Here is a 17,687-nt window from a genome sequence, read left to right as displayed (position 1 = left end):
TTAGGCAAACCTTCCATAACCTCGGCGGCGACGACGCTGACCGGGCACCCGCGGCGAAATAACGCACGTGCCGCCCACTACGACATCAAATTTCAGACCCACTACACGCTGGTTGGTCAGCCGTGGGCCAGGTCGGCGAAGCGGCTGTAGTGGAGCTGGTGGGCCACGGTGATCGTGCTCGTGGGCCCGTTACGGTGCTTGGCGAGGATCAGGTCGGCCTCGCCGGCCCGGGGGTCGTCGCGCTCGAACGCGTCGGGGCGATGGAGCAGGATCACCATGTCGGCGTCCTGCTCGATCGAGCCCGACTCACGCAGGTCGGACAGCATGGGGCGCTTGTCGGTGCGCTGCTCGGGCCCACGGTTCAGCTGGCTGATCGCCACCACCGGCACCTCGAGCTCCTTGGCCAGCAGCTTGATCTGCCGGGAGAACTCCGACACCTCCTGCTGGCGCGACTCGACCTTGCGGCCCGACGTCATGAGCTGCAGGTAGTCGAGGATCACGAGCTTGAGGTCGTTGCGCTGCTTGAGACGGCGCGCCTTGGCACGGATCTCCATCAGCGTGAGGTTGGGCGAGTCGTCGATGAAGATCGGCGCCTCGCTGATCTCACTCATCCGCCGCGCCATACGCGTCCAGTCGTCGTCGCTCATCCGGCCGGCGCGCATGTCGGCGAGCCGGATACGGGCCTCTGCCGACAGCAGCCGCATGACGATCTCGGACTTGCTCATCTCCAGCGAGAACACCGCGCTGGTGAGACCGTGCGCGACCGAGCAGGAGCGGGCGAAGTCGAGGCCGAGCGTCGACTTCCCGAGACCGGGTCGCGCGGCCACAACGATCATCTGCCCGGGGTGGAGCCCGTTGGTGGCTGCGTCGAGGTCGGCGAACCCGGTGGGCACACCCAGCGCGACGCCGCCTCGCGAGGCGATGGCATCGATCTCGTCCATCGTGGGCTGGAGGAGCTCCTCCAGCGCCACGTAGTCCTCGCTGGTGCTGCGCTCGGTGACCTCGTAGATGGCCGCCTGGGCGCGGTCGACGACCTCGTTGACCTCGGCTCCGTCGGCGCCGTGGTAGCCGAGCTGCACGATGCGCGTGCCCGCCTCGACCAGACGCCGCAGGATGGCCTTCTCGGCGACGATCTCGGCGTAGTACGCGGCGTTGGCCGCGGTGGGCACCGTGGCGATCAGCGTGTGGAGATACGGCGCCCCGCCGAGACGGATCAGTTCGCCCCGGCGCTGCAGCTCGGACGACACCGTGACGGCGTCGGCGGGCTCGCCCCGGCCGTAGAGGTCGAGGATGCAGTCGTAGACCGTCTGGTGGGCCGGACGGTAGAAGTCGTCGGGCCGCAGCACCTCGACCACGTCGGCGATGGCGTCCTTGCTCAGCAGCATGCCGCCGAGAACCGACTGCTCGGCAGTGAGGTCCTGCGGGGGCTGACGGTCGAATGCACTGCCACCCTGCTCCGGCGCTGCCTCGCCCGCCGCGCGCACCGGACGCGGTCTGCTTGCGGGACGATCGTCAGCCAGAGCCATACGCAGCGTCACCCCCAGTCACTATCATATCGAACATGCGTTCGAAGCGCCTCCCGGGCCCGGGGTGACACTCCGGTGAACCGAAGTTGTCGCCGGGCAGGCGATCTCGGACCCCGAGCGAGCAGGTTATGGGGCTCCACCGACGGTTCAAAACCGCCCTGTGCACGGAGCTGGGGACGGGGTGGGGACGGATCGAGAGCCGCCCAGGAGCGAGTAGGGAGCAGCCTGTGGACCACATGGGGACAACTGGCTTCTACGGTGCGTCTCCGCAGTTCACCGGCATGATCGCAAATGTGGACAACTTTCTCGTCACGACACGCCGACGAGACTGTTTCGGCGTGTCGGGCGCGCTCACGAAGCACACACCTGGCGCGTCCGGACGGTCACTCGGCGATGCCTCCGTCACCTTTCCTCGAACCCGCAAGCGAGCGCAAGGGAGAGAGCGCCCGAGATCAACCAGAAAGAGAACAGGGCGGGACGCGGGCCATGTGCCCGCGTCCCGCCCTGATTACTGCTGGTGACGGTGAGCGCGTCGAGTCAGCTCGCCTCGACGGCGATGTCCAGCTCTGCCGTGACCTCCGGGTGGAGGCGCACCGTGACGGCGTGGGTGCCGACGGTCTTGATCTGACCGGGCACCTCCACGGCACGCCGGTCGAGCGGCGGGCCGCCCGCCGCACGGACGGCCTCGACGACGTCGGCCGCGGTGACCGAGCCGAAGAGACGGCCGGAGTCGCCCGCCGCCTTGGCCCGGACGGTGACCGAGAGCCCGCCGAGCTGGCCGGCGACCTCCTTGGCGTGGCCGAGGTCGCGGATCTGACGGGCCTGCTGGGACCGCTTGATCGCCGCGACCTGCTTCTCCGCGCCGCGCGTGGCGGCCACGGCCAGCGAGCGGGGCAGCAGGTAGTTGCGCCCGTAGCCGTCCTTGACCTCGACGATGTCGCCGGGCGCACCGAGGTTGGGCACGTCGGCGGTGAGGATGAGCTTCATGGTGTGGGTCCTCCGCTGTACTGAGGTTCGCTCGCGAGCTCGCTCAGCGGGCGGTCGAGGTGTAGGGCAGCAGCGCGACCTCGCGGGAGTTCTTCACCGCGACCGCGACATCACGCTGGTGCTGACGGCAGTTGCCGGTGACCCGGCGGGCTCGGATCTTGCCGCGGTCAGAGATGAACTTCCGCAGCAGGCCGGTGTCCTTGTAGTCGATCACCTGGGCCTTGTCCTTGCAGAAGGCGCACACCTTCTTCTTCGGCTTGCGCAGGACGGGCTTGGCCATAGGGGTTGCTCCTGGTTGTGCTCGATACCGCCACGCGGGCGGAGAGTGGTCTCTGGGTTAGAACGGGGGCTCGTCGTCCATCGCCGGGCCGCTGCCGGCCGGCGGGGCGGATCCCCACGGGTCGTCCATCGGGGCGCCACCGCCACCACCGCCGCCGCCGGAACCACCGCCGAAGCCACCGCCGCCGCTACCGCGGCTGACCTTGTTGACCTTGGCCGTGGCGTAGCGCAGCGACGGGCCGACCTCGTCGACCTCGAGCTCGACGACGGTGCGCTTCTCGCCCTCGCGGGTCTCGAAGCTGCGCTGCCGCAGCCTGCCCTGCACCATCACACGCATACCGCGGGTGAGCGTCTCGGCGACGTTCTCCGCCGCCTGCCGCCACACGTTGCAGCGCATGAACAGCGCGTCGCCGTCCTTCCACTCGCCGGACTGGCGGTCGAAGGTGCGCGGGGTGGCCGCCACGGTGAAGTTGGCGACCGCGGCGCCGGACGGGGTGAAGCGCAGCTCCGGGTCGGCGGTGAGGTTGCCGACCACGGTGATCACTGTCTCGCCGGCCATGGCTATCGCCTCAGCTCGCGGCGGCAGCAGGCGCGGGCGCCCGCTTCGGCTCGACGGCCCGCTTCGGCTCGCGGCGCATCACCTTGGTGCGCAGCACGGACTCGTTGAGCCCCAGCTGGCGGTCGAGCTCGGCGACGGTGGCCGGCTCGCAGGTGACCTCGAGGACGGCGTAGATGCCCTCCGCGTTCTTGGCGATCTCGTAGGCCAGGCGGCGCTTGCCCCAGACCTCGATCTTCTCGACGGTGCCCTTGTCGTTCTTGACGACGTTGAGGAACGTCTCCAGGGACGGCGTCACAGTGCGCTCGTCCAGGCTGGGGTCGAGGATGACCATCAGCTCGTAATGACGCATGAGAACCACTCACCTCCTATGGACTGGAACGGTCGCGGTCCATCCGCGACAGGAGGTTCTCAGGAAGCCCCGACAGAAACGGCCGCCGCAAATGGGCTGCGCGTGCGGCATCCGGAGGACGCCGGTCGGGTCGACATGACGAGGCTACCAGGGCGAACGAGTGGAGCTCCGGTCGCCCCCGCGGCCCTGTTGGGCCGAGCGGACCACGCCAGGGAACGGCTGTCGGGGGCGGTCACTACGCTTGCCCGCATGCTCATCGGGGCCCACGTGCGTGAGGACGACCCGCTGGTCACGGCGGCCGACCGTGGGGCCGACATCGTGCAGATGTTCCTGGCCGACCCACAGGGCTGGAAGAAGCCGCCGACGCACCCGCAGGCCGAGCAGCTGCGCACGGGCCCGCTCGCCGTCGTGGTGCATTCACCGTATGTCATCAACGTGGCGTCGCTGAACAACCGCATCCGCATCCCGTCCCGCAAGCTCGTGATCCAGCATGCGGTGGCAGCAGCCGAGGTCGGCGCCATCGGCCTGGTGGTCCACGGCGGCCACGTCACGCAGGGCGAGGACGCCGCCAAGGGCTTCGAGAACTGGCGCAAGTTCATCGAGCGGCAGATGGACGAGGGCGGTTTCGCCGTGCCGGTGTTCATCGAGAACACCGCAGGCGGCGACAACGCCATGGCGCGCCGGTTCGACGCCCTGGCCCGCCTCTGGGATGCCGTCGGTGAGTTCGGGGTGGGGTTCTGCCTCGACACATGCCACGCCTTCGCAGCCGGTGAGGATCTCGTCGACGTCGTCGACCGGGCGAAGTCCATCACGGGCCGGATCGACCTGGTGCATCTCAACAACTCCCGCGACGAGTTCGGCTCCGCCCGCGACCGCCACGCCAACATCGCCGACGGCACCATCGAGCCCGAGCAGCTGGCTGCCGTCTGCGCCGCCGCGGACGCGCCGGTGGTCGTCGAGACGCCGACCGAGGGCCAGGCCGACGACATCGCGTTCCTCCGCGAGCGGCTGGGGTCGTGAACTGTCCGCTGGACGAACCGGACGGCGTCGGGGCCGGCCGGTGACACGCTCCGCAGTGGGCCCCGTCCGAACGGACCGGTCCGCTCCAGCAGCCGTTCCCGTATCCCGGGCGGGCCGCGCCATGCTGGTCGTGCTGGTGCTGCTCACCGGCCTCATGCTGGTGCTCGGCTACGCCAACAAGGCCCGCTGCACCGGACCGGAGTTCGACGCGGCGGGCCGCAGCGAGCCCGACTACGACATCCGGATCGACCGCGACGTCTGCTACTCCGACATCCAGCACCTGTGGCTCGGCCGCGAGATCAACCACCACGTCTTCCCGTACCTCAACGGGTCGATCACCCCGGACGGCCAGCTCGTCGGCGGCACGGTCGAGTACCCGGTGCTCACCGGGATGCTCATCTGGGCCGGGGCACTGTTCGCGCACAACGACGCCGGTTTCCTGCTCGGCTCGGCGCTGCTGATGGCGCCATTCGGCCTGCTCACCGGCTGGATGCTGGGCCGGTTGTCCCGGTGGCGCGCGCTGGTGTGGGCGCTCGGCCCGCCGCTGGTGCTCTATGCGTTCCACAACTGGGACCTGCCCGTGGTGGCCTGCGCGGTCGGAGCCGTGTTCGTGATGCACGGCTGGCGCACCGAGCGCTCACTCGCCGACCGGGGCGCCGTGGCGGGCGTCCTGCTCGGGCTCGGCTTCGCGTTCAAGCTCTACCCCGGAGCCTTCGTGCTCCCGCTCGCGCTCTACGTGCTCACCGCATCACGGCCCGGGGTGCTGCACTGGGGCGCCGCGTTGCGGGTCGCGCTGGCCGCCGCCGGCACCGTCATCCTGGTGAACCTGCCCTTCGCAGTGGCCGGGTACGAGGGCTGGCGCGCGTCGTTCACGTTCCAGGAGCTGCGCAAGGTCGACCTCACCACCAACTCCATCTGGTACTGGGGTTTCCGGCCGGAGTCCGAGCCCGACAACGTCGCCTTCCAGGCCGTCATCAACTGGCTCTCGCCCGGCCTCGTGCTGCTGTCGTTCGCGGTGGCCGCGGCGGTGGGCTGGTGGCGGTGGCGCCGCAGTGGCGTCTACCCCTGGGTCGCGGTGAGCGCGGCGATGCTGTGCGGCTTCCTGCTGCTGCACAAGGTGCACTCCCCGCAGTACACGCTGTGGCTCCTGCCGTTCTTCGTGCTGCTGCAGGTGCCGTGGCGGTGGGTCGTCGGCTACCTGATCGTCGACCTGATGATGGGCATCGGCATCTTCCGCTGGTTCTACGCGCTGAAGACCGGCGTGGGGATCGGCATCTACGAGGGCTTCGCGGCGCAGGCCGTGGCCATCGGCGTCTGGGGACGGGCGGCGCTCCTCGTCGTCCTGTTCGTGGTGTTCCTCCGCCTGCCCGACCGCCTGGCGGACGGCGAGGCCGACCCCCCGGTGGCGCTCACAGGGGCCGTTCGCCCGTCGCCGGCCTAGCGCCAGGCGAACACCGGCTGTTCCAGATGCGCCACCCGCGTGGGGCGCCCGTGCAGCACCACCTCCCGGAACTGGTAGAGCACCGCACCGGTGGGCGCGTGCACGAAGCGGCCGAACAGCGGGAGCTGGATCACCGGTGCGTCGGACTCGGGGATCGTGAGGAACCGCGGCTCGATGTCGATCAGGTCCAGCGGCACGCGGTGCAGCTCGCTCACCTCGGCAGGGTTCGGCTGCAGCTCCCCGTCGGTCCCTGCCCAGAGCACCACCGGCGTGATCACGTAGCCCGACCGCGTGGGGTAGTCGTCGAGCATGCCCAGCTCGGCGTCCGTGCCCAGGACGAGCCCCAGCTCCTCCGCGAGCTCGCGCCGCGCCGCCTCCCCTGGTGACTCACCTGGTTCGTTGCGTCCGCCGGGCAACGCCCATTGGCCGGCGTGGCCCCGCAGGGTCGGCGCACGACGGGTCAGCAGGAACGCCGGGCCCGGCTCGATGAGCGCGATCGCCACCGAGGCGCGTTTGAGGTCCGGCCGCTCGGCAGGACGACGGTCGAACCGGCGCAGGGCATCGACCACCTGCGAGCGCATGCTGTCCACGTCCTGATCGTGCCTCACGGAACGGTCCTGGGCAGCACGGTCAGTTGCCAGGGCTCTGCCGCGTGTAGCGATGCTTGACGCCGACAGGGAAGTACTCGGGGTCGCCCGTGGCCCGCAGCTGCACTTGAGGAAGCTGCTGGTCCGCAGGCACGTAGTGGGCGTACTCGCTGTTGCGCCGCTGCAGCTGATGCCGGACGGACTCGGCCACGTCGGACGAGAAGGCGTCGGTGTCGACCGTGCGGCCGGGAGCGAGCTCGACGGTGATCCGCAGCCGGCGGTTCCGGTCGTCGTCCTCGACCGTCTCGAGGACGAACTTGCCCGTGACCTGCTCGCTGATCACCGGCTGCTCGAGCGCCACGGCGACGTTCTCCGGGTAGACGTTCGCCCCGAAGAACGAGACGGCGAACAGGGACCGCCCGAAGACGTAGACGAAGGGCAGCGGGGGACCGGGCACCGGTTCGAACCCGTGGCGCACGCAGACGTCGAGCAACTCCCGATGCGGGAGCACGCCTCCCTCGTCGGCGATGTGGTAGCGGATCAACGGGATGCCGCTGTCACCGGAGAAGAGCAGGGTGCCGTCCTGCGCCTCGAAGAACCGGCTGCCGGGGTCGTACTGGACCAGTGTGGGCAGCCGGAGATTCCCGAACAACTCGCTCGCCAGCTCGGGACGACCGGCCAGGAAGCGGCGGATCGACACGGACAGCGGAGTCTCGTTGCCGAGCACGCCGGCGTCGGCGGTGCCGTAGAGCGAGGCGGAGTCGGTCACGGGGTTGGCCATGCCGGCGCGCCGGGCCACGAGGTCGCGCCACTCCTCGCTGAACACCTCGCCCGCGAGAACGAGCTTGATGGCGTACGACGACCAGTCGAGGCCGTCGGCCACCCCGGTGTCGATCACGTCCTTCACGAACGGCGGATAGCCGAGCAGGACGACCTGGTCGAAGTGCGGCCCGAGCTCCGGCAGGACGCGCAGGATCTCGCCCTTGTTGTTGCCCGGCGCGACAACCGTGATCGGGTAGCCCTTGGCCGCGAGGTGCCGCACACACGCGGCGGTGAACAAGCCGCCCACCCAGGTGCCCAGTGGGAAGCACACCACGGCGAGCGTGCTGCGGCCTGCCGCGCCGAACCCGTCGCGAAAGATCTGTTCGAACCGGCGGGCGATGTGCAGCTCGTCGACGAGCGACCGCGGCCAGATCGTCGGGCGTCCGGTCGAGCCGGAGGACACCGCGATCATGTCGCTGTCGTCGATCCGCCCGTGCCGGCACAGCCGGGGCAGCGGATGGCGCCGAAGGTAGGTGTCCTTGGTCATCAGCGGGAGACCGCGGAACTCGGCGAGGGAGCGGATCGAGTCGGGGTCGACCTCGTGGTCCCGCAGGAACTCCCGGTAGGCCGGCACCAACCCGGCGACGTCGTGGAAGAGCTCGATGGCCCGCTCCTCGCCGCCGGACTCCGCACCGTCGAAGAACTCCCGGTAGGCGGCGAGAACATCGGCTGGTCGCTCGTCGAGCATCTGCCGAGATTAGCGATCCCGGTCGGCTAGGCTGCCACCGGTTGTAGGACAGTCTGATGATCGGACATGGAGGTCGAATTGATCGATCCGGCTGTGCTCGCTCCCGCGCGAGAAGTTCTGTCGGTGAAGTACGCGGAGCGCCGCGTCCGCCGCAGCGACGTGTTCCACGATTACGCCTCCTACGGCGTCCCCGACGGTTGGCTCGAGATGGACTACAACTTCTGGGTCATCCACGGCGACGACGGGATCACTCTGGTCGACACCGGCTACGACGTCGCGGCGCGCGACTGGCTGGGCGAGGTGCCGGTCACCTCGCCTCCGGAGTGCCTCGAACTGCTGCAGATCGACCCCGCTTCGGTGGCGCGGGTGGTCACCAGCCACTTCCACTACGACCACATCGGCCACCTGGGCCTGTTCCCCGCGGCCGAGGTGGTCTCCGGTGGCCGCGAGTACGACTACTGGTTCGGCAAGCGCGCCTCCGGCGCTCTGAACGGCGAGTTCACCACGGAGGCCGACCTCGCCGTCGTGCAACGGGCCGAGGACGAAGGCCGGCTCCGGCTGGTGCGCGAACCTGCCGCCGTCGCCCCCTCGATCGCGGTGCATCCGGTGGGAGGCCACTGCCCGGGCGAGTTGGTCGTCACCGTGCAGACGGCGAACGGCCCGCTCGTACTGGCGTCGGACGCCGCACACTTCTACGAGCAGATCGAGCACGGCTGGCCGTTCTTCGCCTTCACCGACATCGACGAGATGCGCGACGGCCTGGCGCTGATCAACCGGATGGGCAAGGAGTTCGGAGCCACGATCGTGCCGGGCCACGACGCCCGCACGCGCGAGCGCTTCCCCGCGGCCCCCGGAGCCGCCGGCAAGGTTGCTGTCGTGCTGGCGTGATCCCGGGGGATCAGGACCCGTTGCGGACGGGGTCGGCGTCGGTGGCGACTCCGGACCCCGGCCGCAGCGGCCGCCCCTCACGAGTGCCGCACGGCCGGGACGCAGGCCAGTCCGGGTCGTCCGAGCGGCTCCGCGACCGTGCCGTCCGCACCGGATCGGTCTCGGGCCGCAGGATGGATCGCACGATCAGCACGCACAGCAGCACGACCATGGCGTCGCGGAGGACGACCGCGCCGAGGAACCAGTCCGGCGGCAGACCCTTCTGCGCTGGGGTCAGGTAGTAGAACATCCGCGGCACCCAGACCACGGCGTCGATCACCATCCACGCCATCAGCAGCCGCCAGCGCGGTAGTGCGAGCACGGCGAGCGGCACCAACCAGAGCGAGTACTGCGGGCTCCACACCTTGTTGACCAGCAGGAACGCCGCCACCACCAGGAAGCCGAGCGACGCGAGCCGCGGCGGCTGCGGCGCACGCCACGCCAGCACCGCCAACCCCGCGCAGCACAGCACGAACAGCGATGCGCTCACGGTGTTGAGCACCACCGCGGCCTGACCGGGCTCCAGCGGACCGTCGAAACCCGGCCAGCCCGTGAAGTACGAGACGACGAAGTAGAGCGAGTCGGGGTCGGCGGGCCGCGTCTGGTTGAGCCGGAAGAACTCCCACCAGCCCGGGGTGAACGCCACCGCGACCGGGGCGTTCACCACCAACCACGTGACGACGGCCGCGGCCACCGTGCGCACGCCCGTGGGCAGGTCGCGGCGGCGCCACGCGACCAGAACGACGGGGAGGAGCAACAACAGCGGATAGGCCTTGAACGCCCCGCCCAGACCGATGAGCACCCCGGCCAGCACCGGGCGCCGCCGGGCCAGCGCGAGAAAGCCGGCCGTGGCGCACGCGACGGCGAGTGTGTCGAAGTTGGTGAAGGCGTGCACGATGACCAGCGGCGACAACGCGACGAGCGCGGCGTCCCACGGACGCGCTTGCCGCAGCATCCGCACCGCCCACACCACCACGAGCCAGGCCAGCGCGAGCCAGGTCGCGGAGATGTCGAAGTACACGACGACAGGCAGGGCCGTCGGCAGCGCCGGAACCTGCTCCACCAGCCAGAGCCAGCCGTCGGCGAGGCGGGCGTTGGCGTACTGGAAGAAGCCCGTGAGAACCGGGTACTCCATGTAGCGGACCTGCTCGTCGGGCGTGCCCGCACCCTCCACCCACGAGTCCCGGTACGGCAGCGCCCCGCTGTCGAGACCCTCCACGCCGTACAGCGGGACGGTGTCGGAGTAGCACATCGCCACGTACTGGCGGCCGTTGCGCCAGTCGAGCATCACGCCGCCGTCGGCCGAGGGGCCCTGCTGCAGGCACGGCGCCTTGCCCAGCCAGCCCAGTGCCAACACGATCACCGCGAGGAGCAGCACGACGCGCAGCGGCGTCCAGAACGAACTGCGTCCGATCAGCGCGTGGCGGCCCAGCGGACCGCCGACGATCCGGCTCGCGGAGGCGGCGAGCGGTTCGGTCCAGGTGGGCACCACGCGGGACAGAGTGGGTGGCCCCGCCCCGCGCCCTGCCCGGCTCACCCTGGCGGGCCGGACCGCGGCGCGAACCCGGCCGTGTCGTCAGCCGGTGTCGCGCGCCCTTCCGCCCCGAGCCCGGTCATCTGTCGTTGTTTCCGTTGCGGTTGTCGGAGTTGCCGCCGTCATCGGACGAGCCGCCGCCGTTGTCGTTGCTGTTGCTGTTGTTGCCGTCGTCGCTCCCGAAGAGGCCGCCGTCTCCGAACCCGGAGTCCGACTCATCGTCGGAGTTTCCGTTCGAGTCGTCATCCGAGTTGCCCCGGCCGTTCCCGTTGCCGTTGCCACGACCGCGGCCGTCGTTCTCGTCAGAGTCGTCCCCCGGCGTACCGGAGGGGGACAGCGAGCCGGACGGGTTCGGGTTGAGTGCCGGGTCGGCTGCCGGCGGCACGCCCATGGGCACGAACTTGGAGAACTGCTCCTTGGGCGTGCCCCGCAGTGCGCTGTTCATGAACTCCTGCCAGATCGACCCTGGCAGCATGCGCCCGAAGATCGGGCTACCCGCCGAGTTCTTGATCGGGTCGCTGAGGTCGCTGCCGACCCACACGGCGGTGGAGATCGACGGCGTGTAGCCGACCGTCCACGCGTCCTTGTTCTGGTTCTTGCTACCCGGCAGCTGCACGGTGCCCGTCTTGCTCGCGACGGGCCTGCCGTCGGACAGCGCGATGCGGGAACTGCTCGCGACGTCGATCATCGACTCGGTGACGTTGCGCGCCACCTGCTGGGGGATCGCCTGCTCACCGGCGGCCTCACCGCGGTCGAAGAGCACCCGGCCGTCGGCGGCGACCACCTTCGAGACGATGTAGGGCTCGTGCCGCTCCCCGTCGGCGGCGAACGTCGCGAACGCGGACGCCATGTCGATGGGGTGGACCTCCGAGTCACCGAGGGCGATACCGCCCCGAGCCGCGAGCTCGACGTCGGACGGGATGCCGGCCTGGTGCGCGGCATCGGCCACGCGCTGCGTGCCGACGTCGACGGCCATCCGGTAGAAGATCGTGTTGATCGACTTCGTCATGGCCGTCTGCACCGAGCAGCTGTCGCAGTTGAAGCCCTCGGAGTTGCTGACGGTGACGCCACCCTCGAACTGCTGCGGCGACGATCCGTCGTACAAGGAGCCGAGCCCGATGCCCTCGTTGCTCTGCAGAGCGGCGGCCAGCACGAACGGCTTGAACGACGACCCTGGCTGGCGCAGCGCGTTGGCGTAGTCGAGGCCGAGACCGTTGGCGCCGCCGTAGTAGGCGAGGATCGCGCCCGTCTTCGGGTCGACCGACACCAGCGCGGTGCGCAGGTTGTCGGGCTGGCCCCTCATCACCTTCTTGATCGCGTCGACGGCCTGCGCCTGCCGCTGCTGCTGGACGGTGGTGGTGATCGTCAGACCCTCGGTGTCGATCTGGTCCTGCGTGATCCCCTTGGTCGCGAGCTCCTGCACCGCCTTCTCGTAGATGTGGTAGCGATCGTCGCTCGGCATGCCGCCGGACGAGGGCGGCTCGGGAAGCCAGTTGGTGGGGAACGTCTGCTGCGCGCGCTCCGCCGGCGAGAGCCATCCGTTCTCGACCATGCGATCGAGCGCGACGGTCCATCGGCTCTTGGAGTTGTCGAGGTTCTTCGCCGGGTCCCAGTTGGACGGCGACTGGATGATGCCGGCGATCATCGCGCTCTCGGAGACCGTCAGCTGGCCGACATCCTTGTTGAAGTACGCCTTCGCCGCGGCCTGGATGCCGTAGGCGCCCCTGCCCAGGTAGATGGTGTTGAGGTAGTTCTCGAGGATCTGGTCCTTCGTCTGCTCGCGGGAGATCTTCACCGCGAGGACGACCTCCTTGTACTTGCGCCACAGCGAGTTCTCGTCGTGTCCGCTGGACACCTTGATGTACTGCTGCGTGATCGTCGAACCGCCACCGATACCCCCGGTGACCTGGTTGTACACCGCTCGCAGGATGCCGGTGATGTCGAAGCCCGGGTTGGAGTAGAAGGTGTTGTCCTCCGTCGCAACCACGGCCTGGCGCGTTTGCAGAGGCACCTTGTCCAGGGTGACCTTGACCCGGTTGACATTCTCCGGGCGGACGGTGGCCAGCGGCTGGTCGTCGGCGAACGTGAACGTGGCGACCTGGGTGAGCGCCGCTTCGTCGGAACTGGGCACCGGGAAGATCATCCAGCCGATGACGAAGGCGAGCAGCGGCCCGATCACCGCCAGACCGAGGAGGACGTAGAGGATCCGTCGCACCCGCTGCCACGGATTGCTCTTGCGAGCCGGCTTCTGCGGCATCCCGGGAGCGCCGGAGACCACCTCTGTGCGCTCGGCGACCGCTAGCGCACCCTCCCGCGCCACCGAGGTGGCACCGGTCTCGTCGTGGGTGAGCAGCGGCATGTCGCCGGAGCTGTACGGCGGGCGTTGCGCGCCGCCCTGCTGCGTGACCGGCGGACCGTCCGCGCGGTAGCGCTGGGGAGGAACACGACCGTTGCCGGGTGCGCCCGGAGGCACGGGCGGGCCGCCGCGTCCGCGCGCGCCCGGGGGCGGCGCAGCCGGATACGGCTGTCCGGGACGGTGGGGCGAGTGAGGTGGAGGCGGCGCGGGCCAACCCCCGGGGGGCGGACCTGCAGGCATCGGTGGGCGCGGGGGAAGGCCGGATCGGGGACCGGGGGCGCCCGGCGGAATGCGGCCAGGGCCCCCGACCGCGCCGGGCCGGGGGTGGTACTGATCACTCACCGGTGCTCCGGAGGTTCGGGGGTAGGGAGTCGGTCACTCGGCGGCGGTCCGGCGGCGATCCGACCTGCGGCCACTGGTGTGGGGAGCATCACCAGTTCCCATGACGTACGACAGCACGAGATGGTTCCAGCTGCAGGTGCGGCAGACCTCCACTACGTAAACGGAAAAATCGGCGTAGGAGTTCGACAGCTGCTCGATCTCCTCGGGCTTGCGGGCTGAGCCCGCGGCGTGCTTGAGGGCGTCACCGAAGATCCACGAGACCTGGGTGAGCCGCTCCTTGCGGCAAACCGGGCAGGTCTGGTCGGTCGGCTCGCCGTGGAACCGGGCCGCGCGGAGCAGGTACGGGCTGGCGTCGCAGACCTCGGCAACCCCGACCCGACCGGAGTGGACCTCGGCGAGCAGCGCTCGACGCTGCAACGCGTAGTCGACCACCTGTCGCTGGGTGCGCACCCGGTCAGGGTACGCGGGCTGTCACCACCCCCGTGGAGAACGCCTCCGGACTACCCGATCAGCTGGGCAGGGGTGTGGCTCGACACAGCGATCAGATGTATCGAGCCGATATAATCGGCGACGCCATGATGGCGGGAGCAGAAGGAGGGGTCGCCCGTGCTCGAACTCGCGATCCTCGGTCTACTCCATGAAGCACCGGTACACGGCTACGAGCTGCGCAAGCAGCTCGGGCTGCGGCTGGGCGGGTTCCGGGTCTTCTCCTACGGCTCGCTCTACCCCGCCTTGCGCCGCCTGACACGCGCCGGCCTGATCGTCGAGGATCCAGGCCAGCCGACTCCCGAACCGGGTGCCTGGTCGCGGCGGGCCAGACGGGTGTACCGAATCACCGCCGAGGGCAAGGAGCGACTCGCCGAGCTGCTCAGCGAGTCGGGCCCGCAGTCGTGGGACGACGAGAGCTTCGGCGTGCACCTCGCCTTCTTCTCCCGCACGCCTGCCGAGGCCCGGATGCGGATCCTCGAGGGCCGCAGGCGCGCCGTCGAGGAGCGCCGCGAGGGGCTGCGGTCGGCGTTGACCAAGGCAGGCGCGCAGATCGACCGCTACACCCGGGAGTTGCACCAGCTCGGCCTCGACTCGAGCGAGCGCGAGGTGCGCTGGCTCAACGAGCTGATCGCCACCGAGCGGGCACAACAGGAAGGTGCTACCGGCGACGAAGCCGACCATCGCCCGCAGATCGACCCAGGGACCCGTGAGCCGGGGCCTGGGCACACTGGAATATGAGGAGGAGCCGGCCATGAGTCAGGTCCGTGTCGCCGTCGTCGGCGTCGGGAACTGCGCAGCATCGCTGGTGCAGGGTGTGCACTACTACGCGGACGCCGATCCGGCCACGCGGGTCCCCGGGCTGATGCACGTCGACTTCGGCGGCTACCACGTCCGGGACATCACCTTCGTCGCCGCGTTCGATGTCGACGCCAAGAAGGTGGGCCGCGACCTCTCCGAGGCCATCAGCGCCAGCGAGAACAACACCATCAAGATCTCGGACGTGCCACCGCTCGACGTGCCGGTCCAGCGCGGCCACACGCTCGACGGGCTCGGCCGGTTCTACCGCGAGACGATCACCGAGTCCGACGAGCAGCCGGTCGACGTCGCGCAGGTACTGCGGGACACCCAGGCCGACGTGCTCGTGTCCTACCTGCCGGTGGGAAGCGAGGCCGCCGACCGGTTCTACGCGCAGGCCGCCATCGACGCGGGCGTGGCCTTCGTCAACGCGCTGCCCGTGTTCATCGCCTCCGACCCCGTGTGGGCCGAGAAGTTCCGCGCGGCGGGCATCCCGATCGTCGGTGACGACATCAAGAGCCAGGTCGGTGCCACCATCACCCACCGGGTGCTGGCGCGCCTCTTCGAGGACCGCGGCGTGCAGCTCGACCGCACGATGCAGCTCAACGTGGGCGGGAACATGGACTTCCTGAACATGAAGGAACTCGAGCGCCTGGAGTCCAAGAAGGTCTCCAAGACCCAGTCCGTCACGTCCCAGGTCGACCGTGACCTCGGTCGGGACAATGTCCACATCGGACCGTCCGACTACGTCGCGTGGCTCGACGACCGGAAGTGGGCGTACGTGCGGCTCGAGGGCAGGGCGTTCGGCGACGTGCCGTTGAGCCTGGAGTACAAGCTCGAGGTCTGGGACTCGCCCAACTCGGCAGGCATCATCATCGACGCGGTGCGTGCCGCGAAGATCGCCAAGGACCGCGGCATCGGCGGCCCGCTGCTGTCGCCGTCGAGCTACTTCATGAAGTCGCCGCCCGAGCAGTACAGCGACGACGTGGCTCGCCAGGCCGTGGAGGAGTTCATCCGCGGCGAGCGGGAGCGCTGACCGCCCGGCGGCCCGAGCATCCCGCCGGCAAGTTTTCCCGGCCCCGGTCGTGGGCGTTTCGCCGCGACCGGGGCCGCCTGCTGTTCGGGGTCCTTTTCATTCCATAGCGACAACCTTTTCGTTACTTACGACTCCTTCCATTCCGCAAACGAATTCACTCTTGCGTCGCAGGCTCTGGCGGGCTCCGGGGTCCCTACCATACTGTGACGTCGATAAATACGCCGCCAATGCGGGTATTCGGCCGGACGACGCCCGTACGCTGCTGCTCTTTCCGAGTGGAAGATCAAGTGATCTCTCTCACCACTACCACTCTGAAAACTGAGATTTGCGTCATGACAAATTCAAGAAACGTCTTCGTAGCGTCAGCGATGGCCCTGCGAACATCGCCGCTCAACCGGAGCTGCGAGCGCCGGGTCACCGCCTGACTGGCGGGGTGTGGCACGGCCCCTCGAAGGTCGAGGACCTGCTGCATCCGCTCCCCTTCGGCGCCGCCTGCTCCCCCCTCGGCGGCGGACGTCAGGCGGTGCTCACCCCGAGGAACGACACCTGTGTCCAAGCACATGCCTGCCCTGGCGACCCGCTTCGCCATCACGGCTACCGCTGCCGCCGCAGCAGCTTTGGTCGGCGTTCTCCCCAACGCCACCGACACGGCAGTCCGCTCAACTCCCGAAGCAGCAGCTCCCGACGCAGCAGTACCCGAGGCAGCGCCGGTCGAGGCGGCACGCGCAACCCCGGCGCGTACGACACCGACCGTCGATCTGCCGGTCAGGCACGTCGCCCTGTCCGCTCCCAGCAGGGCCGGCTCGGCCGCTGTCAGCCACGCGATGAGCAAGCTCGGTGCCCCCTACCGGTGGGGCGCGGCAGGCCCCTCCGCCTTCGACTGCTCCGGCTTGGTGAGCTGGGCCTACAAGAAGGTCGGCGTTTCCCTGCCCCGCACCAGCCGGGCCATGTCGAGGGTCGGCACGCCCGTGCCGAGGTCCGCTCTGCGTCCGGGTGACCTTGTCTTCTTCTACACGCCCGTCAGCCACGTGGGCATCTACATCGGCGGCGGCAAGGTCGTGAACGCCAGCCAGCCCGGCACTCCCGTCAAGGTCTCGAACATCAGCGGCATGCCGTTCCACTCGGCTCGCCGGGTCTGACCAGGGCAGCTCCGCCCGGCCACACCTCCCCGAGGGCTCCCGGGCCGGGCGGACGCTGTCACTTGTGGACGTGAGCGCGAGCTCGATCACGTTCCGCGTAGAGTGCGCGCCCGTGACGGAGCTCGACCTGCGTCCCCTCGCCCTGGTCACCGGGGCGTCCCGCGGAATCGGGGCCGCCGTGGCGAGGGCGCTCGCGCCTGGGCACGACCTGCTGCTCGGCGGCCGCGACACGGAGGCACTGCAGGCGCTCGCGGCAGAGCTTCCGGGCGCGCGCCCGTGGCCCGTCGAGCTCACCGACACCGCGGCGCTCGCCGAGGCGACGGGCGGCGTGGAGCGGCTGGACGTCCTCGTTCACTCGGCGGGCATGAGCGCGCTCGGAACGATCGCCGAGACTCCGGTCGCGACATGGCGCCGCCAGTTCGAGGTGAACGTCGTGGCGGTGGCCGAGTTGACTCGGCTGCTGCTGCCCGCCTTGCGGGCGGCGCGAGGCCGCGTCGTGCTGCTGAACGCGGGGGTCGGACTGAACGCCCTGCCCGGTTGGGCGTCGTACGCGGCGAGCAAGTTCGCCCTGCGGGCGTTCGCCGACGCCCTGCGGGCCGAGGAGGGGCCGAACGGCCTGCGGGTCACCTCGGTGCACCCCGGGCGGGTCGACACCGAGATGCAGCGCAGCGTCGTCGCCCAGGAGGGCGGCGAGTACCAGGCGGAGACCTATCTACGGCCCGAGTCGGTGGCCGGAGCCGTGCTGCTGGCCGTCACAGCTCCCGACGACGCCGCCCTCACCGAGCTCGTGCTGCGCCCGGCCCCCCGCTGA

Annotated in this window: 17 protein-coding genes; 7 read left to right on the top strand and 10 right to left on the bottom strand. The window is 69.7% G+C overall.

Going from position 1 to position 17,687, the window contains the following annotated elements; translation table 11 throughout:
• Positions 1-116 precede the first annotated feature (116 nt).
• The 5 genes from dnaB to rpsF all read right to left on the bottom strand — a co-directional run bounded on the left by dnaB (position 117) and on the right by rpsF (position 3,700).
• The gene (gene dnaB, locus MMF94_RS12630) at positions 117-1,526 is read right to left on the bottom strand and encodes a replicative DNA helicase (RefSeq protein ID WP_241036561.1); all 1,410 of its coding nucleotides are present in this window, start codon (positions 1,524-1,526) and stop codon (positions 117-119) included.
• 537 nt (positions 1,527-2,063) lie between these two features.
• Positions 2,064-2,513, bottom strand: coding sequence for a 50S ribosomal protein L9 (gene rplI, locus MMF94_RS12625; protein WP_241036560.1), 450 nt, complete (start codon positions 2,511-2,513; stop codon positions 2,064-2,066).
• A gap of 43 nt (positions 2,514-2,556) precedes the next feature.
• A complete protein-coding gene (gene rpsR, locus MMF94_RS12620; protein WP_241036559.1) occupies positions 2,557-2,793 on the bottom strand; it encodes a 30S ribosomal protein S18 in 237 nt (78 codons plus the stop codon).
• Positions 2,794-2,850: 57 nt separating this feature from the next.
• Entirely contained in the window at positions 2,851-3,351 is a 501-nt protein-coding gene (locus tag MMF94_RS12615) for a single-stranded DNA-binding protein (protein WP_241036558.1), read from the bottom strand.
• A 10-nt stretch (positions 3,352-3,361) separates the two neighbouring features.
• Entirely contained in the window at positions 3,362-3,700 is a 339-nt protein-coding gene (gene rpsF / locus MMF94_RS12610) for a 30S ribosomal protein S6 (protein WP_241036557.1), read from the bottom strand.
• 249 nt (positions 3,701-3,949) lie between these two features.
• Here rpsF and MMF94_RS12605 point away from each other — a divergent pair, with 249 nt between their 5' ends.
• Positions 3,950-4,720, top strand: a complete 771-nt coding sequence (locus MMF94_RS12605) for a deoxyribonuclease IV (protein ID WP_241036556.1) — start codon at positions 3,950-3,952, stop codon at positions 4,718-4,720.
• Between the two features lie 121 nt (positions 4,721-4,841).
• On the top strand, positions 4,842-6,161 hold the full coding sequence (locus MMF94_RS12600; protein WP_241036555.1) for a glycosyltransferase family 87 protein: 1,320 nt from the start codon (positions 4,842-4,844) through the stop codon (positions 6,159-6,161).
• Here the strand turns inward: MMF94_RS12600 and MMF94_RS12595 are convergent.
• Positions 6,158-6,742 carry an NUDIX hydrolase gene (locus tag MMF94_RS12595; protein WP_241036773.1) on the bottom strand — a complete coding sequence of 195 codons (585 nt, stop codon included), beginning with the start codon at positions 6,740-6,742 and terminating at the stop codon, positions 6,158-6,160. The genes MMF94_RS12600 and MMF94_RS12595 overlap by 4 nt on opposite strands.
• A 49-nt stretch (positions 6,743-6,791) precedes the next feature.
• Positions 6,792-8,258 carry a phenylacetate--CoA ligase family protein gene (locus MMF94_RS12590; RefSeq protein WP_241036554.1) on the bottom strand — a complete coding sequence of 489 codons (1,467 nt, stop codon included), beginning with the start codon at positions 8,256-8,258 and terminating at the stop codon, positions 6,792-6,794.
• A gap of 66 nt (positions 8,259-8,324) precedes the next feature.
• On the opposite strand from MMF94_RS12590, the gene MMF94_RS12585 reads away from it, so the two are divergent.
• Positions 8,325-9,146, top strand: a complete 822-nt coding sequence (locus MMF94_RS12585; protein WP_241036553.1) for an N-acyl homoserine lactonase family protein — start codon at positions 8,325-8,327, stop codon at positions 9,144-9,146.
• A 10-nt stretch (positions 9,147-9,156) separates the two neighbouring features.
• Here MMF94_RS12585 and MMF94_RS12580 read toward each other — a convergent pair whose 3' ends face one another.
• From MMF94_RS12580 to MMF94_RS12570, 3 genes are all read right to left on the bottom strand, one after another.
• Entirely contained in the window at positions 9,157-10,686 is a 1,530-nt protein-coding gene (locus MMF94_RS12580; protein ID WP_241036772.1) for a glycosyltransferase family 87 protein, read from the bottom strand.
• Between the two features lie 112 nt (positions 10,687-10,798).
• A complete protein-coding gene (locus tag MMF94_RS12575; RefSeq protein ID WP_241036771.1) occupies positions 10,799-13,192 on the bottom strand; it encodes a transglycosylase domain-containing protein in 2,394 nt (797 codons plus the stop codon).
• 258 nt (positions 13,193-13,450) lie between these two features.
• Positions 13,451-13,867 (bottom strand): DUF5318 domain-containing protein, encoded by a 417-nt coding sequence (locus MMF94_RS12570; protein WP_241036552.1) that lies wholly within the window; start codon positions 13,865-13,867, stop codon positions 13,451-13,453.
• Positions 13,868-14,023: 156 nt separating this feature from the next.
• Between MMF94_RS12570 and MMF94_RS12565 the strand changes: the two genes are divergently transcribed.
• From MMF94_RS12565 to MMF94_RS12550, 4 genes are all read left to right on the top strand, one after another.
• The gene (locus tag MMF94_RS12565) at positions 14,024-14,644 is read left to right on the top strand and encodes a PadR family transcriptional regulator (protein ID WP_241036551.1); all 621 of its coding nucleotides are present in this window, start codon (positions 14,024-14,026) and stop codon (positions 14,642-14,644) included.
• A gap of 13 nt (positions 14,645-14,657) precedes the next feature.
• Positions 14,658-15,737 (top strand): inositol-3-phosphate synthase, encoded by a 1,080-nt coding sequence (locus MMF94_RS12560; protein ID WP_241036550.1) that lies wholly within the window; start codon positions 14,658-14,660, stop codon positions 15,735-15,737.
• A gap of 548 nt (positions 15,738-16,285) precedes the next feature.
• Entirely contained in the window at positions 16,286-16,876 is a 591-nt protein-coding gene (locus MMF94_RS12555) for a C40 family peptidase (protein ID WP_241036549.1), read from the top strand.
• Between the two features lie 112 nt (positions 16,877-16,988).
• Positions 16,989-17,687 (top strand): SDR family oxidoreductase, encoded by a 699-nt coding sequence (locus tag MMF94_RS12550; RefSeq protein WP_241036548.1) that lies wholly within the window; start codon positions 16,989-16,991, stop codon positions 17,685-17,687.

It is taken from the genome of Pseudonocardia alaniniphila (genome assembly GCF_022524485.1).
In the GTDB taxonomy this organism is placed as follows: Bacteria; Actinomycetota; Actinomycetes; order Mycobacteriales; family Pseudonocardiaceae; genus Pseudonocardia; species Pseudonocardia alaniniphila.
Note: the sequence above shows the minus strand (reverse complement) of the source record. Positions and strands in the feature narration are given on the sequence as shown.